The following is a 23726-nucleotide window of genomic DNA, read 5'->3' on the forward strand; positions in this document are numbered from 1 at the left end:
CGCGCCTCCAGGCCGACCACGACGCACCCGACGCGACCGGACCCGACCGCGCCACCGCCCTGCTCGCCGCCATGACCCTCGACGAGAAGGCGGCGCAGCTCGTCGGCTACTGGCTCGACCAGACCGGCGTCGTCGCGCCCATGCAGGGTGAGATGGCGGCGGCCGCCGACGGCCGCACCCTGGCGGACATCACCCGCGACGGCATCGGCCAGTTCACCCGCGTCTACGGAACGCGACCGGTCGAACCCGACGACCGCGCGGCCTGGCTGTGGGCGGAACAGCGGCGACTCAAGCGCGAGACCCGGCTCGGGATCCCAGCGCTCGTGCACGAGGAGTGCCTGACCGGGCTCGCCGCGTGGAAGGCCGCGACGTTCCCCACCCCGCTGGCGTGGGGTGCTGCCTTCGACCCCGCCCTCGTCGAGCAGGTCGGCGCCGCCATCGGCGCGTCGATGCGGCAGCTCGGCGTGCACCAGGGGCTCGCCCCGGTGCTCGACGTGGTGCGCGACCCGCGATGGGGGCGGGTCGACGAGTGCATCGGCGAGGACCCGTACCTGGTCGGCACCGTGGGGACCGCCTACGTTCGCGGCCTGCAGGCGGCCGGCGTCGACGCGACGCTCAAGCACTTCCTCGGGTACTCCGCCTCGCAGGCGGGGCGGAACCACGCGCCCGTGCACGTCGGCCCGCGCGAGGTCGCCGACGTGTACCTGCCGCCGTTCGTGATGGCCCTGCGCGACGGGGGCGCCCGGAGCGTCATGAACTCGTACGCCGAGGTCGACGGCGTGCCCGTCGCGGCGAACGGCGAACTGCTGACCGGCCTGCTGCGTGACGAACTCGGCTTCGACGGCACCGTCGTCGCGGACTACTTCTCGGTCGCGTTCCTCGAGGTCATGCACGGCATCGCCGCCGATCGTGGCGACGCCGCGGCGCTCGCGCTCGAGGCCGGCATCGACGTCGAGCTGCCCACCGGCGACGCGTACCTCGCACCGCTCGTCGAGCGGGTCCGTTCGGGGCTGCTCGACGAGGCCCTGGTCGACCGAGCGGTCCTGCGGGTGCTGCGGCAGAAGGAACGCCTGGGATTGCTCGACCCGCAGGCGTTCGAGGACGAACCGCCCACCGGGATCGACCTGGACACGCCGCTGCACCGGTCGTTGGCGAAGCAGTTGGCGGCGCGGTCGCTGGTGCTGCTCTCGAACCACGACGTGCCGGCCGGCACGCCTGTCCTGCCGCTGCGCGCCGGAGCGTCCGTCGCCGTCATCGGCCCGAACGCCGACCGTGCCGAGGCCCTGCAGGGCTGCTACTCCTTCGCGAACCACGTGCTCGCGTCGCACCCCGACCTGCCGCTCGGCTTCGCCATCCCGACCGTGCGCGAGGCGATGGTCGAGGCCCTCGGCGGCGACGCCGTGCGCTTCGCCGCGGGCTGTGCCGTCACCGGGACCGACCGTGCCGGGTTCGCGGACGCCGTCGCGGTGGCCGCTGCGTCCGACGTCGCGGTCGTCGTCGTCGGCGACCAGGCCGGCCTGTTCGGCCGCGGGACCGTGGGCGAGGGCAACGACACCGCGTCGCTCGACCTGCCGGGTGTGCAACGCTCGCTCGTCGAGGCGGTCGTCGCCACCGGCACCCCCACCGTGATGGTGCTGCTGACGGGGCGCCCCTACGCGATCGGGTGGGCGCTCGACGGCGACGCCGGGGCCGACCACGGTGCCGCTGGCCCGGCCGGCGTTGGACGTCCCGCCGCCGTCGTGCAGGCCTTCTTCCCCGGCGAGGAGGGCGGCACCGCCATCGCCGACCTGCTCACGGGAGCCGCGTCACCGTCCGGCCGCCTGCCCGTCTCGCTGCCGCGGGCTGCCGGCGCCCAGCCGTACACGTACCTGCACCCGCGGCTCGGCGGACCCTCGGACGTCACCGCCGCCGACTCGACGCCGGTCCGCCCGTTCGGCTTCGGCCTCGGCTACACGACGTTCGCGTACGAGGAGCTGACGGTCGGCGCGTCGGTGCCTTCCGACGGGTGGTTCGACGCTTCGGTGACCGTCCGGAACACGGGCGCACACGCGGGCGAGGACGTCGTCCAGCTCTACGGCCACGACGTGCACGGCAGCGTCACCCGACCCGAGGTCCAGCTGCTCGGCTACGCGCGCGTCGCGCTCGCCGCGGGGAGTCCACCCGGGTCCGCTTCCGCGTCCCCGTCCAGCGGTTCGCGTTCACCGACCGTCGCATGCGCCGGGTCGTCGAACCCGGGGACGTGCAGGTCTGGGTCGCCTCCCACGCGGCGGCGTCACGACCGGGAGGCCCGGTACCGGCAGGTGGGATCGTCGCGTCCGGCGACGGGCCGGTCCGACACCCCGTCCCCGGCTCCGCGACGGAGCGCGCCACGGTCGACGTGACGGGGCCGGTGCGCGAGGTGACGCTGGACGACCCGCGGGTCGTCGAGTGGACGGTGGCCTGAACCGGGGCCGCGCCGATGGGGCGGGCCGTGCGGACGGATCAGGACGCACGGCCCGCCCCGGCAGCGCTACCGCGAACCCTGCTGCAGGGTCTCGGGCAGCGGCGGCAGGGGGCGGTCGCTGTCGGCGACCCGGGTCAGCCGTGCTGCCAGTGGTCGGAAGAGCGCCGACAGCAGCACCTTGTCCGCCACACCCCGGGCAGCGAGCCCGAGCCGGGTCTGCGGGTACGCGAAGTGCACGATGCCCTTCGGGATGCCCTGGATCTTGTCGACGAGGGGGCGCATCCACGCGTCGAAGGCGTCGAGCGCGCGGTCGAGGTCCTCGTCCGCCGTGACCGATGCCGCCAGAACGTACCCGCTCGTCAGGGCGAGCGAAGCGCCACCGCCGCCCATCGGCGTCACGCACCAGGCCGCATCGCCGATCACGCAGACACGGCCGCGGTGCCAGCGCGGCATCCGGATCTGGGTGAGCTCGTCCAGGTAGACGTCGTCCGAGCCGTCGAACCCGTCGAGCACGCGCTCGGTCTGCCAGCCGGCGTCGGCGTAGCGGGTCCGCAGCGTCGCCAGGGCCTCCGACCGCGAGCGGCCGACCAGGTCGTCGCCGCCGGCGTAGGCCAGGATCGCCCGGGTCGTGCCGTACGGGTCCGGGCGCAGGTGGACCTGACGGCCGCCGACGGCGTTGTACCAGCGCCACCGGTCGTCGTCCGAGGGGATGCGCGGGATCGTGCCGAAGACCATGGTCACCCCGAGGTCGCGCTCGTCGACCTCGCCCTCCGCGGCGAACAGCCGGTCGCGGGTGCGGGAGCGGACGCCCTCGGCGATGACCACGAGGTCGGCGTCGAGCACCCGTCCGGCGTCGGTGGTCACGGTCGCCCGGCGTCCGCCGACATGGTCGACGACGTCCTGGATCGTCTCGCCGTAGACGATGCTGACGCCGTCGGGCAGGTCGTCGAGGATCACCCGGGCGAAGTCGCCGCGCAGGACCTCGAGTTCGGCAGTGGCACCGTCCGGGCCGTCGGAGGGCAGCTCGGACCGGACGGCACCGTCACGATCGACGATCACCGTCCCGGTCTCGGTCGTGTTGCGGGCGCGGACGGCGTCGACCAGGCCCATGCGGTCGAGTACCTCGCGAGCGACCCCGCGGACGTCGACGTTCTGCCCGCCGTCGCGGAAGGACGGCGCACGTTCGATCACCGTCACCTGCCACCCGACGTGGCGCAACCACCAGGCGGCGGACAGGCCTGCGATGCTGGCTCCGGAGATCACTGCGTGCTGTGAGGTCATGCTTTACAGTAAAGCAACTGCACAGTAAAGGAACCTGGATGCCCGACATCGACCCCCTCACCACGGTGTGGTCCGACGACGAGGTGGCCGTCATGCACGCGCTGCGCGACTGGGCCGTCACCTTCGACGAACTCCAGCGCCACCTGTCGTCGTGGATCGGTCTGCCCGGTTCCGACGCGAACGCCCTCGGGCAGATCGTGTGGGCGGACCAAGCCGGCGAGCCACTCTCCCCGGCGCAGTTGGCCCGGCGGATCGGCATGACGTCGGGCGCCACGTCGGTACTGCTCGACCGCCTCGAAGGGGCCGGGCACGTCACCCGGCACCGCGAGAGCGTCGACAGGCGTCGCGTGACCCTGCGGCCGACCGAGTCCGCGCGCGCCGAGAGTGGGCGGTTCCTCGCGTTCTCCGGTGCCGAGATCGCCGCGACGGTGCGGGACGCCGACCCGGAGGAGACGCGGGTCGTCCTGGCGTTCCTGCGGCGCATGACCGACGCTGCCGCGTCGGCGAACGGTCGCCTGCAGGCGCGCTGAGGGGACCGACGGGCCGCGTCGCCGCGCTCAGTGCTCCTTGACGAGCGCCTCGACGTTGTTGCCGTCGGGGTCGCTCACGAACGCCGTGTAGGCGCGGTACTCGGGCCAGTACCGAGGCTCGTGGCGCGAGACCCCGCCGGACGCGACGGCCGCCCGGTGGAACGCATCGACCTCGGTGCGGCTCGCCGCCTCGAACGCCAGGTGCAGACCACGGGTCACCGCCGCCGTCGTGGGTGCGGTCTCGAGCGAGACGCTCGGGGTGTCCTGGCCGGTGGTCCAGTACTCCGCGACGGACTCGGTGCGGTAGCCCGCCTCGACCCCCAGCGGCGCGAGTGCCGCCGTGTAGAACGCCTCGCTCGCGGCGAAGTCGCTGGCGAAGACCCCGAGGTGGTGGATGAGGCGACGGCTCGGCATGCCTCGAACCTAGCCGCCCACGGAGGGACCGGCCGGGTCACGAACGGGTCGACGGTCCCTTCTGCCGCGCAGGCGTCGAGGAGCTTCCCGACCGCCGTGGCCGTCGAATCCCGCGAGGCTGCGACGGCGTCCCGCCGTCAGGACGCCGCCGTGATCGTGGCCCGGGCCGTGTCGATGACCCGCATCACGCCGACGACATCGTCGTGCGTGTGCACCGGCGACTCGGTCCGCCCCTCGGCCGCGAAGGACGCGAGTGCGGTGGCCTGGTAGGCGAGCCCGTCATGCAGCACCTCGAGTCGCTGGTCCGTCCAGGTCGCGGACTCCGACGCCGCGAAGTTCCCACGAACCGCGGTGATCGACGACGGCCCGAAGAACGGGCTGCCGATGTCGATGCGGCCCTCGGTGCCGACGACCGAGGCTCGCACGGGCAGCGCGGTCTCGAGCGACGTCGACAACATCGACCGGGCTCCGCCCGCGTACGAGAGCAGCAGGTCTGCGCGCACGTCGACGCCGCCCGGACCGCTCGCCCCTTCGACCAGCACGCGGTCGGGGAGCCGAGCACCGAGGCGGCGAACGAGATCGGGTAGACGCCGGCGTCCAGCAGCGCGCCGCCGCCGAGCTCCGGCGCCCACAGGCGGTGCCCCGGTTCGTACGGCATCACGAACCCGAAGTCGGCGTTCACGAGCCGGACGGTGCCGATCGTGCTGTCGGCGAGCAGTCGCCGCATGATGTCCGACTGCGGCAGGTACCGCGTCCACATCGCCTCCATGACGAGCACGCCGGCGGCCCGTCCCGCACCGGTGATCTCCTGCGCCTCGGCAGCGGACATCGCGATCGGCTTCTCGATCAGGACGTGCTTGCCGGCGGCGATCGCAGCGAGGGCCTGCTCGCGGTGCAGCGGGTGTGGGGTGGCGACGTAGACGACGTCGACCTCGGGGTCGGTCACGAGTGCCTCGACGCTCGACACGGTCCGGTCGATGCCGTGCTCTGCGGCGAACGCGCTGGTCTTCGCGGCGTCACGGGCGGTCACGGCGATCGCGCGCTGCGGCGTGTGCCGGTGGATCGCGGTGACGAACTTGCCGGCGATGCCGGTGCCGATCACGCCCCACCGCAGGGCTGGCACGGCGTCGGGGTCGGGCAGGACCGGGGTGGGCAGCGTCAGGGTCATCGTCGTCCTCTCGCAGGGATTGGCTCGTGCCATCCCAGCCTACGTGTCCTTCGCACGTGCCAGACTGGTCCGGTGACGACGGGGATCGACGACCTGCCGGAGCGGCGCTCCACCGGTGGCCGCCTGCCGACGATGCGTGACGTCGCCGAGCACGTCGGGATGTCCCGGCAGCTCGTCTCGCTCGTGCTCCGCGGTGCGCCCGGTCCCAGCGCTGAGTCCCGCGACCGGATCCTCGCCGCGGCCGCTGAGCTCGGCTACCGTCCGCACACCTCGGCTCGGCTGCTCCGCGAAGGCCGCACGCGGCTCATCGGTGCGGTCTTCAGCATGCGCAACCCGTTCCAGGTCCGGTTCGTCGAACGGCTCTTCGCCCGTGCCGCCGAGCAGGGCTTCGGTGTCGCCCTCGGGCCCGCCGGCGCAGAGCGCTCCACGGACCAGGTGGTGGCCGACCTGCTCGGCGAACGCGTCGAGGCCCTCGTCGTGTTCAACCCCGACCCCGACGCGACCGCGCTCGAGGAGGCGAGCCGCCTCGTGCCGGTCGTGCTCCTCGGCGAGTGGACGGACGCCCCGTACGCCGACAACGTGCACGTGGACGAGGCCGGTGGACTCCGCGCCGCGGTCGAGCACCTGGTCGGTCTCGGTCACCGCCGCATCGCCTACGTCGGTGGCGAGGACGGGCTGGTCGGCCTCGATCGTGCGACCGCCTACCGTGCCGCGATGCAGGGCGCCGGGCTCGCAGCCGAGACCGACGTCGTCCCCAGCGGCTTCAGCGAAGAGGATGGCGCCGCGGCTGCTCGCACGCTCGTCGCCCGCGACGCCCTGCCCACCGCCGTGGTCTGTTGCGGTGACCAGTGCGCCACCGGCCTGCTCGCCGTCTTCGCGCAGCACGGGGTCGACGTGCCGCGGCGGGTGTCGGTGGTCGGCTTCGACGACAGCTACCTCGCGTCGCTCAGCTACCACCGCCTGACGTCGGTGCACCAGGACGTCGAAGCGACGGTGGATGCAGCGCTCGCCGCCGTGTTCGACCGGACCTCGGGAGGCGGTGGCGAGCGACGTCGTGTCGCGACACTGACCCGCTTCGTGGTGCGTGCGTCGACGGGTCCTGCCGAGCGCTGAGTCGGAACGACGTGGTGGACGTCGTGCGACGTCGACCACGTCGTTCCGGGTCGGGGTGGCTGCGGCTCAGCGCACGCTGCGGATCGGGATCACGACGAGTGCGCCGACGAGCGCCACGATGCCGGCGCCCCAGAGCAGCACCGGGTAGTTGTCGCCGGCGCCGACCCCGAGCAGCAAGGCACCGAGTGCCGGCGCGAAGGACTGCGGCAGGGAGTTCGCGATGTTCATGACGCCGAGGTCCTTGCCGGGCTTGTCCTTGTCGGGCAGGACGTCGACCACCAGGGCGTTGTCGACGGCCACGTAGATGCCGTAGGCGAAGCCCATGATCACCTCGGCGACGTAGAACACGGTGACGTCCTGCGCGTAGACGAGCACGACGAGGCCCACGCCGAAGAGCAGGGTCGAGCCGCCGACGAAGACCTTGCGGCGGCGCAGCCGGTCGGACAGCCAGCCGGAGAACGCCGTGCCGATCATGAGCGCGATCGTGTAGAGCAGGACACCGAACGCCACTGCCGAGGTGGCGCGTTGCGCGGTCATGCCGAGGTGGTCCTGCATGTAGAACAGCCGGAACGTCGTGAACAGGAACGTGGCGAGGATGATCAGGAACCGCGACCACCACGCCAGACCGTAGTCGCGGTGCGTGATCGGGTTCGTCCAGAAGGTCTGCACGATCGTGAGCCACGAGAACGGCTTCGGTCGGACCTCGGGGATGCGGTCGGGGGTGACGAACGCGTACACCAGCACGCAGAGCACGCCGAGGACGCCGGGCAGGATGAACAGCAGCGGCAGGTTCTCGACCAGCAGGACGGCGGCGTAGGTGCCGGCGAGCACGGCGAGGTTCTGCGCCAGGCCGATCACGCTCGATGCCCGGCCGCGTTGCAGCTCGGGGACGTTGTCCGCCCAGCTGGCCATCATCGCCGAGTACGCGGCGTTCGACCCGAGCTGGCAGACGATCCACGCCACGGTGAGCATGCCGACGTTCGGCGAGGAGGCCACCATGGCGAGTCCGCCGAGCAGCACCAGGATGCCGGCGAGCAGCCACGGGCGGCGGCGCCCCCACCGCGTCCGGGTTCGATCACTCAGGGCGCCGAACAGCGGATTGCCGAAGATCGCGCCGAGTGATCCGAGCGGCAGCGCGACGGCGATCACCGAGGCGGGGTCGTCGGGGTTCAGCGCCTGGGCCTTCAGCTGCATGCTGACGTAGACCGGCGACAGGATCGCCACGTAGATGCCGAACTGCGCCAGTCCGAGGGCGGTCAGGTACCAGTTGCTGACGTGGTTGGTCGGGGTGGCGGTGGTGAACGGGTGCGCCGGCAGCCTTGTCGACATCGACTCCTCCTCGGGTCGTGTGCACGTCGTCCGGTCGGAAACCCGGTCATCGGTGACGCGCGTTTGGCTCGTGCTAACCTGACGACGTCGGCGATGTTATCTCGTGCCAAGCGCAAACGCCACCGCCCGACGACGAACCACGGAACCGCGAGCACTGGAGCACGATGATCCCCACCGCCCTGCCCGAACCCGAGCTCTTCACGACGGCGTCCGGTGATCCGTCCCTCGGCTGGGGGATCGTCGGACCCGGCTGGATCGCCGGCGAGTTCGCCACCGCGGTGCGCGCTTCGACCGCCCAGCGCATCGTCGCCGTCGCGTCCCGGTCACTGCCCCGCGCATCCGCGTTCGCCGCCGAGCACGGGATTGAGGCGGCCGTCGAGGGTGTCGACGCCCTCGTCGCCCGGCCCGACGTCGACGTGGTCTACATCGCGACACCGCAGAGCGAGCACGCCGCGGTGGCCCTGGCAGCGATCGCCGCCGGCAAGCACGTGCTCATCGAGAAGCCCTTCACCGTCACGGCTGCCGAGGCCCGCACCGTCGCCGACGCCGCACGCGTCGCCGGGGTGCTCGCGATGGAGGGCATGTGGAGCCGGTACCTGCCGCAGGCCTCGGTGCTCCGGACCCTGCTGGCGGACGGAGCGCTCGGCGAGGTGCGCAGCGTGCTCGCCGACCACGGCCAGGCGATCCCGTTCGGCCCGGACCACCGGCTGTTCCGTCCGGAGCTCGGCGGGGAGCGCTGCTCGACCTCGGCATCTACGCCGTGCAGTTCGCCTCGATGGTGCTCGGCGCACCGCAGCGGGTGACGGCTCGCGGGCGTATGACCGAGTCGGGCGTCGACGCCTCCGGCTCGCTCGTCCTCGAACACGGCGCCGCCCAGGCCGTCCTGCACACGACCATCGCCGCGCGGACGCCGACGACCGCGTCCATCGCCGGCACCGAGGGCACGATCGCCTTCGCCGGGCCGTTCTACAACCCGACGACCTTCACGATCTCGGCCGCCGCACACGGATCGCCCGTCCTGCACTGGGACGACCCGACACCCCTGCGGGGCTTCGCCGCCCTGGCGTGGGAGGCCACTGCCCTGGCACGCTTCGTCGGCGAGGGGCGGACGGAGTCCCCGCTGCACACCCTCGACGAGACGATCTCGATCCTCGAGACCATCGACACCGCCCGCGCGCAGATCGCCGCGGGCTGAGCAGGAGACGACGATGTCCGACCTCATCACCACCCTCGAACAGCAGGAGCGCGACCTCGTGCTCGACGCCTTCACCCACGACGACGCCTGGGAGCTGGGTTCCCTCATCCGCGGCATCGCCCACGAGGCCGGCCACGCCGTCGGCATCGACATCCGACGTCCAGGCCTCGGGCTGTTCCGCGCCGCCACCCCGGGAATCACCCCGGACCAGCACGTCTGGATCGACCGCAAGGCCGCGGTGGTGCTCCGGATGGAGCAGTCGAGTGCCCTCGTCGACGCCCGGTTGTCCGCCGCCGGGGTCGATCCCGCTGCGATCGGATGGCTCGGCGCCGAGTACGCCGTGACCGGAGGGTCGTTCCCGATCCGGGTCCGCGGAGCCGGGGTGGTCGCCGCGGCGACGGCGTCCGGGCTGTCCTCGGCGGAGGACCACGACCTCGTCGTCGCCGGCCTCCGTGCGTTCCTCGAGGAGCGCCGGTGACCGCACTCCGCGTCGCCGTGATCGGGACGGGCATGATCGCGGACGCGCACGTCCGGGCGGCCCGTGATGCCGGCGCGGTCGTCGGCGGTGCGCTCGGCTCGTCGGAGTCGCGATCCCGGCAGGCCGCCGAACGGTGGGGCGTGCCGGCCGGGTACGCGTCCGTCGACGAACTGATCGCGGACCGGCCGGACGTCGTCCACGTCTGCACGCCGAACGACACCCACGTCGACTACGCCCTGGCTGCCACGGCGGCCGGGCTGCACACCGTCGTCGAGAAGCCGGTCGCGATGACGCTCCCGGACGCCCGACGGCTCGCCGAGGCCGTGCACGCCGCCGGCACGGTGAGCACGGTCCCCTACGTCTACCGGTACCACCCGATGGTCCGGGAGCTCCGTGCCCGGGTCGCCGCCGGCACGCTCGGCCGGGTGCTGACCGTGCACGGCTCGTACCTGCAGGACTGGATGGTGTCGCCGGACGCCTCGACGTGGCGGGTCGACCCGGAGCGGGGCGGGCCGTCGCGGGCGTTCGCGGACATCGGGACGCACTGGACCGACCTGGCCGAGTTCATCACCGGAACTCGGTTCACGGAGTTGACCGCCCGGACGTCGATCGCCTACCCCGAGCGCCCCGATCCCACCTCCGCCGGTGCAGCGTTCGGCGGAAGCGGAAGCGCTACCGGCGCCGGCGCGGGCACCGGCACCGTCCCGGTCCGCACCGAGGACACCGCCGTCGTGACCTTCGCCACCGCCGACGGCACCCTGGCCAACACCGTCGTCTCGCAGGTTGCGGCCGGCCGGAAGAACCGCCTGTGGATCGAGGTCGACGGCTCGCAGGGTTCAGCCGTGTTCGACCAGGAGCACCCCGAGTCCGTGTGGTTCGGCGGCGAGCACGGTTCCACGACGGTGCACCGGGCCGAGGGGCCCGTATCCGCCGACCAGGCGCGGCTCAACCGGACACCGGCCGGGCACTCGCAGGGTTGGACGGACGCCTTCGCGGCGTTCTGCGCCGACACCTACGCCGCGGTCCGTGGCGAGACACCCGAGGGACTCCCCACCGTCGAGGACGGCGTCCGCTCGCTCGAGGTCGTCGACGCCGTCCTGCGCGGAGCCGTGACCGGACGGTGGACGAGCACCAGCACGGAGGAACGATGAGCACCACCACCAACCCCGTCACCCTGTTCACCGGGCAGTGGGCCGACCTGCCCTTCGAGGAGGTCGCCCGCCTGGCCGCGGAGTGGGGCTACGACGGCCTCGAGATCGCAGCGTCCGGCGACCACCTCGACCTCGCTCGCGCGGACGAGGACGACGCCTACCTGCGCAGCCGGCTCGAGGTCCTCGACCGCCACGGCCTCGGGGTGTGGGCGATCTCGAACCACCTCGCAGGGCAAGCCGTCTGCGACGACCCGATCGACTTCCGCCACCGCGCGATCCTGCGCGACGCCGTGTGGGGTGACGGTGACGGCGAGGGAGTCCGGCAGCGCGCCGCCGCCGACATGCAGCGTGCGGCCCGTGTGGCGCGGAAGATGGGCGTCGACACCGTCGTCGGGTTCACCGGGTCGAGCATCTGGCAGTACGTCGCGATGTTCCCGCCCGTCGGGCAGGACGTCATCGACGCCGGCTACCAGGACTTCGCGGACCGGTGGAACCCGATCCTCGACGTGTTCGACGCCGAGGGCGTCCGCTTCGCCCACGAGGTCCACCCATCCGAGATCGCGTACGACCACTGGACGAGCGTGCGTGCCCTCGAGGCGATCGACCACCGCGCGGCCTTCGGGTTCAACTGGGACCCGTCGCACATGGCGTGGCAGGGCATCGACTCCGTCGGCTTCATCACCGACTTCGCGGACCGCATCCACCACGTCGACTGCAAGGACACCCGCATCCGTCCTGCGTCGGGCCGGCAGGGCATCCTCGGATCGCACCTGCCGTGGGGCGACCCACGCCGCGGATGGGACTTCGTCTCGACCGGGCACGGGGACACCCCGTGGGAGGACGCGTTCCGCGCACTCCGGCACATCGGCTACGCCGGCCCGATCTCCGTCGAGTGGGAGGACGCCGGCATGGACCGCCTGCACGGCGCCGCCGAGGCGGCCGCGTTCGTCCGCTCCCTGCTCTGGCCGCAGCCGCAGGCTGCGTTCGACGCCGCCTTCAGCAACCAGTAGCGGTGGTCGTCACCGCGTGACGGACGGGAGGCCCGGTGCCAGCTGGCACCGCGCCTCCCGTCCGTCACCTGGTCGCGTTCGCGACCCACACCCGCTCAGGCGGGCAGCGGCACGAAGTCGAACTCCTGGAACGACGCGACCTCGTCCGCCCAACGGGTGGCGACGAAGCGTTGGTGCGCGGGGTGTGCGTCGTACGCCGAGTAGGTGTCCTGGTCGGCGAACACCATCGAGAACTGGAACCGGAAGTCGCTCTGCGTGGACACCTGGCGCGACACCGTGAAGTCCCGCACGCCGGGGATCGCCGGCAGGGTGTCGCGGGCGGCCTCGAGGAACGCGGCCTCGTGCGGGGAGCCGGCGGCGTGGACGAGCGTGAAGCAGACGGTGTGGACGATCATGCGGGGTCTCCGATGGGGTAGTCGACGAAGGCGAAGGCGGACCCGTCGGGAGCCCACCCGTTGACGTTGAGGGTGCCCTGCCCGCCGTCGAGCTCGACGATGGTCTCGGCTGCCTGCCAGACCTCGGGTCCCCAGGCGCTGACGGATCCGTCACCGGTGACGAGGCGCAACCGCACGCGCTTGTCGGCCGGGTGCCCTTCGGTGCCGGGCGGGAACGACAGGTAGACGGCGGCGTCGTCGGTCGGGGCGGGATGTGGGAACCAGTTGACGTGCTCGTCGACGGTGAGCTGCTCGATCCCGGTGCCGTCCGGGCGAACCCGGGCGATCTGCGCGTGTCCGGGCGCCCGCTCGAACTGCTCGGTGTTGAACAGGATCCACGCGCCGTCCGGGGTCCACTCGGGGCCGTCGGCGGCGGCGGGTACGGTCGTGACGGCTCGGTCGGCGCTGCCGTCCGCGGCCATCACCCGGATGGTCCCGGACGACCAGACGGCGTCGCCGGAGGGGTCGAGCCGCACGTACGCGAGCTCGGAGCCGTCGGGGCTGACGCCGTGCAGGAAGTGCAGGCCGCCGTCGTCCGCGGTGACCCGGGTCGCTGGGCCGCCGGCGAGCGGGGCATTCCAGATGTGGAAGTCGTTCGCGCTGACGTGCACGGTGACGCCGTCAGGGTCGAGCACGTGGTCGTTGTTCAGGGGCGGGACGCCCTCGATCGCGACGCGCTCCGGAGCTGCGGCACCGTCGGCCGGCATCGTCCAGAGGACCCCGTCGCCGTTCAGCACGAGACGGCCGTCGGTGGTCCAGTTCGGCGCTTCGTAGAGCCGCTCGGCGGACTCGTGCACGGTGGTCACGCTGCGGTCGGCTCGGTGCCAGATCCGGATCCGGCAGGTCTGGCCCGGTGCGAGCACGCGACCCGGGGCTGCATCGTCGAGGGGCATGGCACACCTTTCCACAGTGAACGTTGGCTCGTGACAACCCTACCGGTTCATGGAGTCCGGATCGGGTCCATGACTGGGGGCGGCGGTCGGAGCGCGGAACCCCCGGTCGAGGAACGCGATGATCCACCCGAAGCTCGCGTCGACGTCGGTGCGCATCTGGAACCCACCGGACGTCTCGATGGTCGCGAAGCCGTGCAGGACGCTGCGCAGCAACCGGAGTGCGTGCACCTCGTCGGCGGGGTCGAGTCCGTAGCCGCGCAGCGCCGCTGCGAACGAGGCGAGGGTGCGCTCCAGGGCCATGGCCAACGGGTCGTCCGGCCCGGTGGGGCGGATCCCGACCGTCGCCTCGTACCGGCCGGGGTGCCGCTGCACGTACCGGCGGACGGTTTGTGCGGCCGCCTCGACGGCATCGCGCCCGGCGAGTCCCTGCATCGCGTCGCGCAGGTCGTCGCCGAGTTCGTTCGCGGCGAGGATCGCGATCCGGCGGGTCAGGTCGGTGAGCCCGTCGACGTGCTTGTACAGCGACGGCGACTTCACGCCGAGCCGTTCGGCGACGACGCTCATGCTCAGCCGCGCGAGCCCGATCTCGTCGGCCAGTTCTGCCGCCGCGGTGGTGACGGCGGCGGGGTCGAGTCCAGCCCTAGCCACGGTGGCCACCGACCGGCGCGAGCGTGCGGCCGAGGAAGGGGAGCACGAGTGCGAGGACCTCGGTCGGGGTCTCGGTGTGCGGGTAGTGCCCGGCACCGTCGATGACGGCCAGTTCGCCGAGCCCGTCGGGCAGGTCGGCCAGGATCCGCTCGCCCTCGGCACGTGGGACGGCCCAGTCGGGGTCGGCGCTGCCCTCGATCACCAGGACGGGGCACCGCACGTCCGACAGCCGTGCACCGGCGTCGGCGGGCGAGGTCTTCGTCATCGCGCGCAGCACCGCCATCCGCTCGGGCTGCCGCAGCGTCGACTCGATGCGGCCCAGTTCCTCGGCCCAATCGGCCGGCTTCGTCGGCACGGCGATGTCCAGGTAGGCCAGCCAGCCGGCCAGGCTCCCCGTCGTCATCACCTTGGCGAGCTGGAGAGTGCCGGCGCGGTGGTGGCGGTTCCGGAGCAGGCCGCCGAGGTCGAACGACTGCGTGCGCGTGAATGGCGCGAGCTCGACGATGCCGGTGACGACGTCGGGGGCATCGGCGGCGGCGATGGTGGCCGCCCCGCCGCTGATCGACTGCCCGACGATGACCGCGGGGCCGCCGAGGTGCCGGACGACGGCGACCAGGTCGCGGGCGATGTCGGCGCGCTGGTACGACCGCCAGGCGGTGCTCGAGTCGCCGCACCCGCGGATGTCGACGTTCGCCACCCGGTAGCCGGCGGCGACGAGCTCGGGGACCAGGAACCGGTACGCGTGCCGGCTGTCGCCCATGCCGTGCGCGAGGACGACGAGCGGGCCGTCGCCGGTGACGTCGTACGCGATGGTGCCTTCGTCGGTGCGCAGGTGTTCGAGCATGACTGCCTCCATGGCTAAGTGTGTTAGCTAAAAGCTAAGACCGTTAGCCGACGTTGTCAAGCCCGCCTCGGCAGTTGCGTCGCGCGACGGTGGACGGGAGGCCCGTGGCGGGCCCGCACCGGGCCTCCCGTCCGCTCGTCGGTCGCCGTCAGTGCACCGTGTCCAGCGTGTCGGACAGGTCCAGGGACCAGACGGCGACCCCGGCCAGGCCGAGCCGCTCGGCGAGTGCCACGCGCTCGCGCAGCGACCGCGCGTCGGACCACCAGAGCACCTCGCCGCTGGGCAGGGTCGCCGTCCACTCGCTCGCTGTCGCGTTCCAGGTCGGGGTGGCGCCGGCCTTCCGGACGCGACGACGGGCCTGGTCGTCGGACAGCTGCCCCGCCGGTCGCGGCCCCTGCCAGTGGTAGCCGTACCCGGCGACGCCGAGCACGATCTGGTCGGCGGGCGCGAGGGTGGCGAGCGCCCTGGCGGACTTCGTCGCCCAGGGCAACGACCCGACCGGCCCCGGTGCGTCCGGCTCCCACGGACCGTGTTCGTCGTAGGCCATCAGTGTGAGGTGGTCCAGCGGAGCGCGGAGTGCCCTGATGTCGTACCCCGTGCGCGCGTACCCAGCCGCGGTCGTCGACGCCGACAGGGCGATGTCGAGCCGGACGTCGTCGCCGACCGCCGTACGGAGCTCCCGCGCGAAGGCGGTGAGCCCGGGAGCGTCAGCTGCATCCAGCGCCTCGAGGTCGATCATGATCGAGTCCCATCCACCGGTCTGCACGTCTGCCGCGAGGGAGCGGACGACGTGCGCGCGGTTGGCGGCCGACCGGAGCATCCGCCGGGCGATCGGTTCGCTGAAGTCGCCGTCGGCGTAGTTGCTGACGAGCAGCTGCGCCGGGAGCCCGCGGGCGTGCGCCCGGTCGCGCTGGGTCCTGGCTTCGTGGGACGGTGCGGTGACGCGCGTGCCGGTCCGGTTCACCAGCAAGCCGTCCACGCCGACGACGTCCACGGCAGCGGCATTGGTGTCGATCAGCATCGGATCGGCGCCTTCGGGTTGGAAGCCGGTCACGTCGAAGTCCGTGGTGGTCCGGTCGTTCGCGGCGACGTTCGCGGTGCCCGTGCACCCGGTCAGGACGAGTCCCGCGGTCAGGGCGACGGCGAGGAGGGCGGAACGCGGCCTGGTGATCACGCTCCGAGTGTCTCAGGCCGGAGCGGCCGCCGCGTCGACCGGTGTGCTGAACTGCTCGACCAGCGTGCGCTTCAGGACCTTGCCGCTCGGTCCGAGGGGCAGGGCGTCGACCACGTGCACCACGCGCGGGAACTTGTACGCCGCGATCTCGTCGGACACGAAGTGGACGAGCTCGTCGGGGGTGACGGTCGCGCCGGCGCGGAGCACCACGGCAGCCTCGATCTCCTGGCCGTGCAGCTCGTGCGGCACACCGAAGACCGCTGCCATGGTGACGTCCGGGTGCGTCGCCAGCACTTCTTCGACCTGCCGCGGGTACACGTTGTAGCCGTTGCGGATGATCATGTCCTTCGTGCGGTCGACGATCGTCAGGTACCCGTCGTCGTCCTTCGTGCCGAGGTCACCGGTGCGGAACCAGCCGTCGACGATCGCGGCGTCGGTGTCCTCCGGGCGGTCCAGGTACCCGTTCATCAGGTTGTGGCCGCGGATGACGAGCTCGCCGATCTCGCCGTGCGGCAGCAGAACGATCGCGTCGGGCGTGGCCGGATCGGCGATCTCGACGTCGACACCCCACACGGGCGTCCCGATCGTCCCCGGTCGCGGCGCGCGACCGACGTGGTTGAAGGTGGCCACGGGCGACGTCTCGGTCAGTCCGTAGCCCTCGTGGATCGGCGCATCGAACACGGACTGGAACCGCTCGAGGACGGCCAACGGCAACGACGCGCCGCCCGAGATCGCGTAGCGCAGGTCCGGGCGGGCGTCGCCTCGGGTCGCGGCGTCGAGCAGTGCCATGTACATCGTCGGCACCCCCATGAAGATCTCGCAGCCGTGCTCGACCATCGCCGACAGCGCTGCGTCGCCGTCGAACTTCGGGAGCATCACGATGGTGGCGCCCGCGCGGAACCCGGTGTTCATCGTGCAGGTCTGACCGAACGTGTGGAACAGCGGGAGCGCCCCGAGCAGGACGTCGCCGCGGTGCATGTCGAAGGTGCTCATCAGGTTCGTGTTGACCTGTTCGAGCAGGGCGAAGTGCGAGCCCTCGGCACCCTTCGGCTTGCCGGTGGTCCCGCTCGTGTACAGGATCGTCGCCGTGTCGAAGGGGTCGCGGGGGACGTAGGTGTGGAGGGGTTCGGCCGCCGCGGCCAGGGCCTCGAGGCGGTCCGGGCCGTCGTGGTCGTCGTGGTCGTCGTGGTCGTCGTGGTCGGCCGGTGCGAGGACGGTGGTGACGTCGACGCCGGCGAGTTCGGCACCGGCTGCGCCCTCGGCCAGCAGCGGGGCAGCGCAGACGAGCAGCATCGCGCCGCTGTCCTGCAGCAGGTACTCGATCTCGCGCCGCTTGAGCAGCGCGTGCACGGGGACGACGACGGCGCCGAGCGCGAGGGTGGCGTAGTAGACGCGGGCGAAGTCCGCGACGTTCGGCACGAGCATCGCGACGCGCGATCCCTCGGTGACCCCGCGGGCGCGGAGCGCTCCGGCGTAGGCGAGGGTCTCGGACCACAGCTCGGCGTAGGTGGTGCGGTGGTCGCCGACGATCACGGCGACGTCGTCCGGGTACCGCACGGCGGATTCGGCCAGGATCGCGGCGACCGAGGCGGTGGCCCGGGTCGGCCTGGGGGTGCCGTGGTGGGCGGCGGTGGTGGGCTCGGTGCGCGTCATTCCGGTCTCCGTCTTCGGTGACGAGTGGTTCTCCGGATCATACGTGCGGTCAGAACGTCGTGCGCTCCTCGAACACCGACATGATCATGGCCGCTCCGAGCCGCGCGCTCCGGGCGGGCTTCGCCGATCCCTGCACGGCTGACTCGACTCGGGCGCCCTCGACCAGCAGCGACAGGGTCTCGGCGATGTGCGCCGGCATGTCCGCACGGGTGCAGAGCAACGTGAGGTGGCTCTCGACGTCGCGGAAGTGCTCGGCCGCGAGTGCGGCGATCTCCGCGTCCTGCCGCCCGAGCTCGGCGTGTCCGTTGATGAACGCGCAGCCGCGCCACCCCTCGTCCGCGAAGCACTCCTCCAGGTAGCTGAAGATGCCGAGGATCTCGTCACGGGGATCCGCCGAGGTGGTGGCGATGTGGTCCAGTGCCCGACGCCACGCACCGTGCCAGCGTCGCAGGACCGCCACGACGAGCGCCTGCTTGGACGGGTACGCCGCCGTCAGTTCGTCCACGCTCATGCCCGCGTGCGCGGCGACGTCCTCGAAGCGCACCGGGATCACGCCGTGCGCCGTGAAGAGGTCGTCGGCGGCCTTGGATGCGGTGCGCTGCGCGGTCGTCTCGACGGCCGGGGGCGTGAGTGTGAGGAGCGTCATGAGGAAGTGGGGTCGGGGGTCAGGCTGCGAAGAAGTCCGCGTAGGACGGGTCCGCGTGACCCATGTGCGCGCTGAGACGGGCCTGGACGATCTGGTCGAGGTCGGCGGGTGGGGTCAGCCCACGCCGGCGCCACTCGAGGGGGCTCTGTCGGAGCTGTTCGAGCGTGCTCTGGTCAAGCATCGTGGCGTTCCTGTTCTGCGAAGAGTGCGGTCATGTCGATGGCCTGGGTACGGACGTCCTCGAAGGCGTCGCCGTCCCGGATCACGCGGAGAGTCCGATCACGGCGGCTGCGGAAGCGAGGACGCTCACCGAGACGATGCCGGTGGTGACCGCTGCGATCTGCAGGGTGCGCTGACGCTGCGCGTCACGGAGTTCACTGAACGTGCCACGGTGGCGGTTCCGTCGGCTCTGCGCCGAGGCCGCTTCGAAGGCGTACTCGGGGGCGCTGATCGGGTGGACCGGAGCTGCGGTCACGGTGGTCATGTCGTCCTCGTGTTCTCCTGAGCGGCCCGATGCCGCTGGATGAGACGACCGTACGAGCAGGAAGTCCTTGGTGTGCGCAAGGACCGATGACTCGACGGATCGCGGATGTCGGCAGTGGCCCGGCGGTCGAAATCCGGACATCGTCCCGTCGCCGTGCACATCCGGTCCACGCGTCGGCGGGCGCGGGGAGCGCTTCTCGGACAGTGGTGCGGACGGGCGGCCCTGCGTCCGTCACACTGCACTCGGTGAACCGATGACAGACGAACGAGCTCGCGTGCAGGACGACGTCCGGTCCGCCGACGTCGACGAAGCACGCGACTTCCTGGTCGGGGCGTACGACGCCTCCGAGTGGCGCGCCGAGACGACCGCGCAGCCGTTCACCTTCCGGTACTCGGCGGTCGGTGACTCGACGATGACGTTGCGCGCGATCCGGTTCGACGGGCACCTGGACGGCGTCATGACGCCGTCGGACGACTTCGTCGTGCAGTGGATCACCCGGGGCACCGGCTTCATCGGCGAGGGCGACGACCGTCTCGTGAGCGCCGTGGGCCGGCCGCAGCTGTGGCCGCAGGACGGCGCCGCGTTCACGTACCAGGACTACGACCAGCGTCTCGTCCAGATCAACCGGGCATCGCTCGAGGAGGTCGCCGGCGAGCGCGGTGCGGCGTCGGGCGGCGTGCAGCTCGACCACACCGTGCAACCCGACGACCGGGCGGTGACGATGTGGCGGAACACGGTCAAGCTCATCTCGCACACGGTGCTCGATCGGCAGGTCTCACCGCTGTTGCAGGCGGAGATGGGACGGCTGGGGGCGCTGGCGCTGCTCGAGCTGTACCCGGTCGTCTCGGCCACGCTGCCGGACGAACTCCTGCTTCCGCGCAACGCGCACATCCGCCGGGCCGTCGAGTACGTGCACGAGCACGCCCACCTGCCGATCACGAGCACCGACCTGGCCGAGGTGGCCTCCCTGAGCCTGCGTGCTCTGCAGCAGGCGTTCCAGCGGCAGCTCGGGGTGAGCCCGAACGGGTACCTGCGCGGGGTCCGTCTCGACCGGGTGCACGACGAGCTCCTGCACGCCGACCCGGCGGGGACGAGCATCGCCGACGTCGCCCGGCAGTGGGGGTTCGCCCATGCTGGTCGGTTCTCGGCCGCCTACCTCGAGCGCCACGGCGAGTACCCCCGGGACACGGTGCGGCGGGCCTGACCTCGGTCGGCGCCCGCGGATGCGTCCCTGAGAGCTCCGACACACGATCGGGGGCGTCCTACCACCCCGACACGGCACCGTGAGACCGTGCTGACCCGCCGAGCCGTCGCCCCCGTCGTCGTCTCCGGGGTGGTGGTGCTCGGCAGTGCGTTCGTCTTCGCCCCGTGGCTCGGGATCGCCCGCGCACCGGTGCTCGCGGCGGTGCTGCCCGCACGCGCGGTGGTGTCCGTCTGCGTCGTCGTCGCAGCCGTGGTGCTGATCGTCCTCGGCGTCGCGCGGCGCCGGTCGCGTGTCATGGCCTTCGCGGTCGGTGCCGTGCTCGTCGCCCTCGCGGGAGCCAACGGTGCGGTCCTCGAGACGAGGGGCTTCGACGCCGGTCCGCCGCACGTGGCGGGCGGCCTCCGCGTGTTCGAGTGGAACACGAACGGCGGTCTCGTCGGGCCCACCGCGATCGGGCGCGCAGCCTCGGCGGGCCGTGCCGACGTGGTCGTGCTGCCCGATGCCGGCTCGTCCGCCGCCGCCGAGGCCGTCGCCGCCGCGATGGGATCCGGTAGCGGACCGATGCGCGTGTTCGCCGAGCCCGGCGCGCAGGTCGCCGTGCTCGTCCGGGACGACCTCGCCGCGCACGCCACGATGCACCCGGGCATCGACCCCGTGAAGACCCTGGTCGTGTCGGTTCCCGGAGCCCCCGTGATCCTCGCGGTGCACGCACCGCAGCCCCTCCTGCGCGGACTCGCGGGGTGGCGTGCGGACCTCGACTGGGTGCGGCGGCGGTGCGCGGACGATGCCGACGTCATCGTCGCCGGGGACTTCAACGCATCGGTGGACGCGTTCGGTGGCGGCGGTCTCGGATCCTGTCAGGACGCCGCGTCGACCGTGCACGCGGCAGGCCTCGGGACCTGGCCCACCTCGGTCGTCCCGGCGCTCGCGATGCCGCTCGACCACACCCTGGTGAGCCCGGCGGCGGGCGCGGTGCGGTCGTGGACGGTCGTCAGGACCGAGGACGGGTCAGGAGCTCGGCACCGACCGACCATCACGGTCATCGGTGTGCGGGCCTGGTGAGCCGCTCGCTCGCGCCGCGGTCGGGCGCACCGGTGGGATCGGAGACGGTTCAGGAACGCTGCACGGGTCGGACCACACCCCGTGACCGCAGGAACGCCACCTGGCGTTCCCAGTGCCGGAAGCCGCCGCCCTCGTGCCCGTTGTACGGGTAGACCTCGATCTGGCGATCGTCCGGGCCGAGCGCGCCGGTCGACCCGAGCGCGTTGAAGGCGGCGAAGGTCGTGCGCGGCGGCACGACGTCGTCCATCAGGGCCACGGAGAACAGCGCCGGGGCGGTGATGCCGGCGGCGTGGTTCACCCCGTCGAAGTACGCCGCGGTGTCCCAGACGGTCTCGGCCGCGTCGCGGTGGACGGACAGGTAGGTCGCGAGCTCCAGGTACGGGCCGCCGACGGCGACGTCCGTGCCGCCCTCCCAGTCGCACAGGAACGCGACGTCGGGCAGCACTGCGGAGATCGGTCCGACGTGGGCCTCGACCAGGGCAGCTGCGGCGATGGCGATGCCGCCGCCCTGGCTGCCGCCGGTCAGGGCGATGCGCCCTGGGTCGACACCGGGCAGCGTCCGCACGGCGTCCACCAGGCGCACGGCGTCGGTGTACACCCGGCGGTAGTAGTGGTCGGCAGGGGAGCCGATGCCGCTCGTCATCCACCCGCTCGCGTGCGGTCCGGAGCCGTGCGGATCGGGGGTGTCGCCACCGGCCCACCCGCTGCCCTGGCCACGGGTGTCCATGACGACGTGCACGTACCCGGCGAGGGCCCAGTGCACGCGTTCGCCGGGGCGCCCGCGGCCGCCGCCGTAGCCGAGGAACTCGACCACGACGGGCAGCGCGGTGTCACGACCGGCCAGCGGTCGCGAGACCCAGGCGCGCACCGGATCGCCGGCGAACCCCGGGAACGTCAGGTCCTCGACGACGAGTCCGGTCACGGGGGTGTCGGCCGGAGCGAGGACGGGAGCCGTCCCCGCTCCGGCCGTCCGGGCCGCGGTGATCGTGTCCGCCCAGAACGCGTCGAAGTCGGCCGGTCGCCGGACCTCGGGTCGGTGCCGACGGAGTTCGTCGAGCGGGAGGTCGGTGCGTGCCATGGGTCTCCTCGGTCAGCGCGCCGCGGCGCGGTACTGCTCGAGCACCTCGGGGTGCGGGTCCGCCGGCACGGTCGTCGTCGCGATGTCCCACGACGGCAGCGCGCCGGTCAACGCCCAGGCTGCCTGACGCGCGGCCCCGGACGCCACGTACTCGCCCGGTTCCGGGATGAGCACGTCGCGTCCGAACACCTGCGCGGCGACGGTCCGGACGGCGTCGTTCCGCGCTGCCCCGCCGATGAGCAGCAGTCGCGACACGGTCACGCCGGTGCCCTCGACCGCGGCGAGTCCGTCGGCCAGGGCACAGAGCATGCCCTCCACCGCGGCGCGCGCCAGGTGCGGTCGGTCGGTCGTACCAGGGGTCATCCCGAGCAGTGACGCGGTCGCGTCCGGCCGGTTGGGCGTGCGCTCGCCGACGAAGTACGGCACCAGCACGAGGCCGTCGGCACCGGCCGGCGCCTGCAGCGCCAGCTCGCCGAGCGCGGCGTGGTCCACGCCGAGCAGGCCGCCGATCACCTCGAGCACGCGGGCTGCGTTGAGCGTCGTGACGATCGGGAGGCGCGACCCGGTCCCGTCGGCGAAGCCCGCCACGGTCCCGCTCGGGTCCAGGACCTCGGTCGCGGTGACGCCGAAGACGGTCCCGCTGGTCCCCAGGGACACCGCGATGTCCCCGGGGGCGAGCCCGAGGCCGAGCGCCGCACCGGCGTTGTCGCCGAGTCCGGCGCCGACGACCAGTCCGGCCGGCGCGGCCGCGCTGTGCGGCAGCGTGACGTCGACGGCGAGCGTCCCCATCGCCTCGTCGTGGGCGACCACTCGCGGCACGACGACCGTTTCCGCGGTCGGCTCGGACCCGGCGACGCGCATCGGTCGACCGAGCGCGAGTTCGAACAGCTCCGGGTCGTACTCCCGGCGCACGGGGTCCCAGTAGGCCGTGCCGCTGGCGTCCGAGGCGTCGGTGGCGAGTGCGTCCAGATCGGGGCCGAGCGGACTGGCGTCGGCCGGGCCGTACCCGCGCAGCCGCCACGACAACCAGTCGTGGGGGAGCGCGACAGCTGTGACGCGGCCGGCGTTGTCCGGCTCGGCGTCGCGGAGCCACCGCAGCTTGGTACCGGTGAACGATGCCACCGGGACCAGACCCGTGCGGGCGACCCAGGATTCCCGTCCGATCTCCTCGACCATCTGCGCGGCCGCATCGGCACTGCGCACGTCGTTCCAGAGCAGGGCGTCGCGGACCACGTGACCGTCGGCGTCGAGCGCGACCATGCCGTGCTGCTGCCCGGCGATCGCGACTGCGCCGACGTCGGTGAGCCCGCCGGCGTCCGCGACCGCGGTGCCGAGGGCGTCCCACCAGTGGCTGGGGTCGACGGACGTGCCGTCCGGGTGGGCGGCACGTCCCTCACGGACGACGGCACCCGTCGCCGCGTCGCGGATCGTGACCTTGCAGGACTGGGTCGACGAGTCGACGCCGGCGACGAGCTGTGTCATCCCCGCAGCCCG

24 protein-coding genes and 1 pseudogene are annotated in these 23726 nt (G+C 72.5%); 10 read left to right on the forward strand and 15 right to left on the reverse strand.

What is annotated here, in order from left to right; translation table 11 throughout:
• The first annotated feature begins 71 nt into the window (after window positions 1-71).
• Window positions 72-2443 (forward strand): annotated as a pseudogene (locus JN350_RS06855) (beta-xylosidase/alpha-l-arabinosidase).
• Window positions 2444-2509: 66 nt separating this feature from the next.
• Here the strand turns inward: JN350_RS06855 and JN350_RS06860 are convergent.
• A complete protein-coding gene (locus JN350_RS06860; RefSeq protein WP_205464026.1) occupies window positions 2510-3724 on the reverse strand; it encodes an FAD-dependent monooxygenase in 1215 nt (404 codons plus the stop codon).
• A 38-nt stretch (window positions 3725-3762) separates the two neighbouring features.
• Between JN350_RS06860 and JN350_RS06865 the strand changes: the two genes are divergently transcribed.
• Window positions 3763-4254 (forward strand): MarR family winged helix-turn-helix transcriptional regulator, encoded by a 492-nt coding sequence (locus JN350_RS06865; protein ID WP_205464027.1) that lies wholly within the window; start codon window positions 3763-3765, stop codon window positions 4252-4254.
• 27 nt (window positions 4255-4281) lie between these two features.
• On the opposite strand, the gene JN350_RS06870 is transcribed toward JN350_RS06865, so the two are convergent.
• Window positions 4282-4668, reverse strand: a complete 387-nt coding sequence (locus JN350_RS06870; protein WP_205464028.1) for a VOC family protein — start codon at window positions 4666-4668, stop codon at window positions 4282-4284.
• Between the two features lie 184 nt (window positions 4669-4852).
• Entirely contained in the window at window positions 4853-5836 is a 984-nt protein-coding gene (locus JN350_RS06875) for a Gfo/Idh/MocA family protein (protein WP_240347597.1), read from the reverse strand.
• A gap of 72 nt (window positions 5837-5908) precedes the next feature.
• On the opposite strand from JN350_RS06875, the gene JN350_RS06880 reads away from it, so the two are divergent.
• Entirely contained in the window at window positions 5909-6949 is a 1041-nt protein-coding gene (locus JN350_RS06880; protein ID WP_205464029.1) for a LacI family DNA-binding transcriptional regulator, read from the forward strand.
• A gap of 66 nt (window positions 6950-7015) precedes the next feature.
• On the opposite strand, the gene JN350_RS06885 is transcribed toward JN350_RS06880, so the two are convergent.
• On the reverse strand, window positions 7016-8278 hold the full coding sequence (locus JN350_RS06885) for an MFS transporter (RefSeq protein WP_111084872.1): 1263 nt from the start codon (window positions 8276-8278) through the stop codon (window positions 7016-7018).
• A gap of 164 nt (window positions 8279-8442) precedes the next feature.
• On the opposite strand from JN350_RS06885, the gene JN350_RS19115 reads away from it, so the two are divergent.
• From JN350_RS19115 to JN350_RS06905, 5 genes are read left to right on the forward strand one after another with little or no spacing between them, the layout of a single operon-like run.
• The gene (locus JN350_RS19115) at window positions 8443-9081 is read left to right on the forward strand and encodes a Gfo/Idh/MocA family protein (protein ID WP_240347598.1); all 639 of its coding nucleotides are present in this window, start codon (window positions 8443-8445) and stop codon (window positions 9079-9081) included.
• The gene (locus JN350_RS19120; protein WP_461964380.1) at window positions 9030-9473 is read left to right on the forward strand and encodes a Gfo/Idh/MocA family protein; all 444 of its coding nucleotides are present in this window, start codon (window positions 9030-9032) and stop codon (window positions 9471-9473) included. The genes JN350_RS19115 and JN350_RS19120 overlap by 52 nt, the downstream gene beginning before the upstream one ends.
• A 13-nt stretch (window positions 9474-9486) precedes the next feature.
• Window positions 9487-9951, forward strand: coding sequence for a heme-degrading domain-containing protein (locus JN350_RS06895; protein ID WP_205464030.1), 465 nt, complete (start codon window positions 9487-9489; stop codon window positions 9949-9951).
• A complete protein-coding gene (locus JN350_RS06900) occupies window positions 9948-11102 on the forward strand; it encodes a Gfo/Idh/MocA family protein (RefSeq protein WP_240347600.1) in 1155 nt (384 codons plus the stop codon). Before JN350_RS06895 ends, JN350_RS06900 begins: the two co-directional genes overlap by 4 nt.
• Window positions 11099-12112 carry a sugar phosphate isomerase/epimerase family protein gene (locus JN350_RS06905; protein ID WP_205464031.1) on the forward strand — a complete coding sequence of 338 codons (1014 nt, stop codon included), beginning with the start codon at window positions 11099-11101 and terminating at the stop codon, window positions 12110-12112. Before JN350_RS06900 ends, JN350_RS06905 begins: the two co-directional genes overlap by 4 nt.
• 95 nt (window positions 12113-12207) lie before the next feature.
• On the opposite strand, the gene JN350_RS06910 is transcribed toward JN350_RS06905, so the two are convergent.
• The 9 genes from JN350_RS06910 to JN350_RS06950 all read right to left on the reverse strand — a co-directional run bounded on the left by JN350_RS06910 (window position 12208) and on the right by JN350_RS06950 (window position 18888).
• Window positions 12208-12507, reverse strand: coding sequence for a Dabb family protein (locus JN350_RS06910; protein WP_205464032.1), 300 nt, complete (start codon window positions 12505-12507; stop codon window positions 12208-12210).
• On the reverse strand, window positions 12504-13439 hold the full coding sequence (locus JN350_RS06915) for a TolB family protein (RefSeq protein WP_205464033.1): 936 nt from the start codon (window positions 13437-13439) through the stop codon (window positions 12504-12506). Before JN350_RS06915 ends, JN350_RS06910 begins: the two co-directional genes overlap by 4 nt.
• 39 nt (window positions 13440-13478) lie before the next feature.
• Entirely contained in the window at window positions 13479-14087 is a 609-nt protein-coding gene (locus JN350_RS06920) for a TetR/AcrR family transcriptional regulator (protein ID WP_205464034.1), read from the reverse strand.
• On the reverse strand, window positions 14080-14931 hold the full coding sequence (locus JN350_RS06925; protein ID WP_205464035.1) for an alpha/beta fold hydrolase: 852 nt from the start codon (window positions 14929-14931) through the stop codon (window positions 14080-14082). Before JN350_RS06925 ends, JN350_RS06920 begins: the two co-directional genes overlap by 8 nt.
• Before the next feature lie 148 nt (window positions 14932-15079).
• Window positions 15080-16105 carry a glycosyl hydrolase family 18 protein gene (locus JN350_RS06930; protein ID WP_205464036.1) on the reverse strand — a complete coding sequence of 342 codons (1026 nt, stop codon included), beginning with the start codon at window positions 16103-16105 and terminating at the stop codon, window positions 15080-15082.
• Window positions 16106-16117: 12 nt separating this feature from the next.
• The gene (locus tag JN350_RS06935) at window positions 16118-17758 is read right to left on the reverse strand and encodes a long-chain-fatty-acid--CoA ligase (RefSeq protein ID WP_205464037.1); all 1641 of its coding nucleotides are present in this window, start codon (window positions 17756-17758) and stop codon (window positions 16118-16120) included.
• Window positions 17759-17807: 49 nt separating this feature from the next.
• The gene (locus JN350_RS06940) at window positions 17808-18404 is read right to left on the reverse strand and encodes a TetR/AcrR family transcriptional regulator (protein ID WP_205464038.1); all 597 of its coding nucleotides are present in this window, start codon (window positions 18402-18404) and stop codon (window positions 17808-17810) included.
• 19 nt (window positions 18405-18423) lie between these two features.
• Complete coding sequence (locus tag JN350_RS06945) at window positions 18424-18585, reverse strand: hypothetical protein (RefSeq protein WP_205464039.1); 162 nt, start codon at window positions 18583-18585, stop codon at window positions 18424-18426.
• Between the two features lie 81 nt (window positions 18586-18666).
• The gene (locus JN350_RS06950) at window positions 18667-18888 is read right to left on the reverse strand and encodes a hypothetical protein (protein ID WP_205464040.1); all 222 of its coding nucleotides are present in this window, start codon (window positions 18886-18888) and stop codon (window positions 18667-18669) included.
• Window positions 18889-19141: 253 nt separating this feature from the next.
• Between JN350_RS06950 and JN350_RS06955 the strand changes: the two genes are divergently transcribed.
• Both JN350_RS06955 and JN350_RS06960 read left to right on the forward strand, forming a co-directional pair.
• Window positions 19142-20092 (forward strand): AraC family transcriptional regulator, encoded by a 951-nt coding sequence (locus JN350_RS06955; RefSeq protein WP_205464041.1) that lies wholly within the window; start codon window positions 19142-19144, stop codon window positions 20090-20092.
• An 87-nt stretch (window positions 20093-20179) separates the two neighbouring features.
• Window positions 20180-21154 (forward strand): endonuclease/exonuclease/phosphatase family protein, encoded by a 975-nt coding sequence (locus tag JN350_RS06960; RefSeq protein WP_205464042.1) that lies wholly within the window; start codon window positions 20180-20182, stop codon window positions 21152-21154.
• Between the two features lie 49 nt (window positions 21155-21203).
• Here JN350_RS06960 and JN350_RS06965 read toward each other — a convergent pair whose 3' ends face one another.
• Both JN350_RS06965 and JN350_RS06970 read right to left on the reverse strand, forming a co-directional pair.
• Window positions 21204-22232, reverse strand: a complete 1029-nt coding sequence (locus tag JN350_RS06965; RefSeq protein WP_205464043.1) for an acetylxylan esterase — start codon at window positions 22230-22232, stop codon at window positions 21204-21206.
• Between the two features lie 12 nt (window positions 22233-22244).
• Window positions 22245-23714 (reverse strand): xylulokinase, encoded by a 1470-nt coding sequence (locus JN350_RS06970; RefSeq protein ID WP_205464044.1) that lies wholly within the window; start codon window positions 23712-23714, stop codon window positions 22245-22247.
• Window positions 23715-23726: the final 12 nt, after the last annotated feature.

The sequence above is a fragment of the Curtobacterium sp. 24E2 genome, from assembly GCF_016925595.1.
GTDB lineage: Bacteria > Actinomycetota > Actinomycetes > Actinomycetales > Microbacteriaceae > Curtobacterium.

What these genes read in the sequence shown, in the direction of transcription:
- JN350_RS06860 (WP_205464026.1), bottom strand. Translation starts at nt 3,724, where the DNA reads ATGACCTCACAGCACGCAGTGATCTCCGGAGCCAGCATCGCAGGCCTG.
- JN350_RS06870 (WP_205464028.1), bottom strand. Translation starts at nt 4,668, where the DNA reads ATGCCGAGCCGTCGCCTCATCCACCACCTCGGGGTCTTCGCCAGCGAC.
- JN350_RS06940 (WP_205464038.1), bottom strand. Translation starts at nt 18,404, where the DNA reads ATGACGCTCCTCACACTCACGCCCCCGGCCGTCGAGACGACCGCGCAG.
- JN350_RS06905 (WP_205464031.1), top strand. Translation starts at nt 11,099, where the DNA reads ATGAGCACCACCACCAACCCCGTCACCCTGTTCACCGGGCAGTGGGCC.
- JN350_RS06895 (WP_205464030.1), top strand. Translation starts at nt 9,487, where the DNA reads ATGTCCGACCTCATCACCACCCTCGAACAGCAGGAGCGCGACCTCGTG.
- JN350_RS06965 (WP_205464043.1), bottom strand. Translation starts at nt 22,232, where the DNA reads ATGGCACGCACCGACCTCCCGCTCGACGAACTCCGTCGGCACCGACCC.
- JN350_RS06865 (WP_205464027.1), top strand. Translation starts at nt 3,763, where the DNA reads ATGCCCGACATCGACCCCCTCACCACGGTGTGGTCCGACGACGAGGTG.
- JN350_RS06925 (WP_205464035.1), bottom strand. Translation starts at nt 14,931, where the DNA reads ATGCTCGAACACCTGCGCACCGACGAAGGCACCATCGCGTACGACGTC.
- JN350_RS06950 (WP_205464040.1), bottom strand. Translation starts at nt 18,888, where the DNA reads ATGACCACCGTGACCGCAGCTCCGGTCCACCCGATCAGCGCCCCCGAG.
- JN350_RS06910 (WP_205464032.1), bottom strand. Translation starts at nt 12,507, where the DNA reads ATGATCGTCCACACCGTCTGCTTCACGCTCGTCCACGCCGCCGGCTCC.
- JN350_RS06885 (WP_111084872.1), bottom strand. Translation starts at nt 8,278, where the DNA reads ATGTCGACAAGGCTGCCGGCGCACCCGTTCACCACCGCCACCCCGACC.
- JN350_RS06935 (WP_205464037.1), bottom strand. Translation starts at nt 17,758, where the DNA reads ATGACGCGCACCGAGCCCACCACCGCCGCCCACCACGGCACCCCCAGG.
- JN350_RS06970 (WP_205464044.1), bottom strand. Translation starts at nt 23,714, where the DNA reads ATGACACAGCTCGTCGCCGGCGTCGACTCGTCGACCCAGTCCTGCAAG.
- JN350_RS19115 (WP_240347598.1), top strand. Translation starts at nt 8,443, where the DNA reads ATGATCCCCACCGCCCTGCCCGAACCCGAGCTCTTCACGACGGCGTCC.
- JN350_RS06915 (WP_205464033.1), bottom strand. Translation starts at nt 13,439, where the DNA reads ATGCCCCTCGACGATGCAGCCCCGGGTCGCGTGCTCGCACCGGGCCAG.
- JN350_RS06945 (WP_205464039.1), bottom strand. Translation starts at nt 18,585, where the DNA reads ATGCTTGACCAGAGCACGCTCGAACAGCTCCGACAGAGCCCCCTCGAG.
- JN350_RS06875 (WP_240347597.1), bottom strand. Translation starts at nt 5,836, where the DNA reads ATGACCCTGACGCTGCCCACCCCGGTCCTGCCCGACCCCGACGCCGTG.
- JN350_RS06955 (WP_205464041.1), top strand. Translation starts at nt 19,142, where the DNA reads ATGACAGACGAACGAGCTCGCGTGCAGGACGACGTCCGGTCCGCCGAC.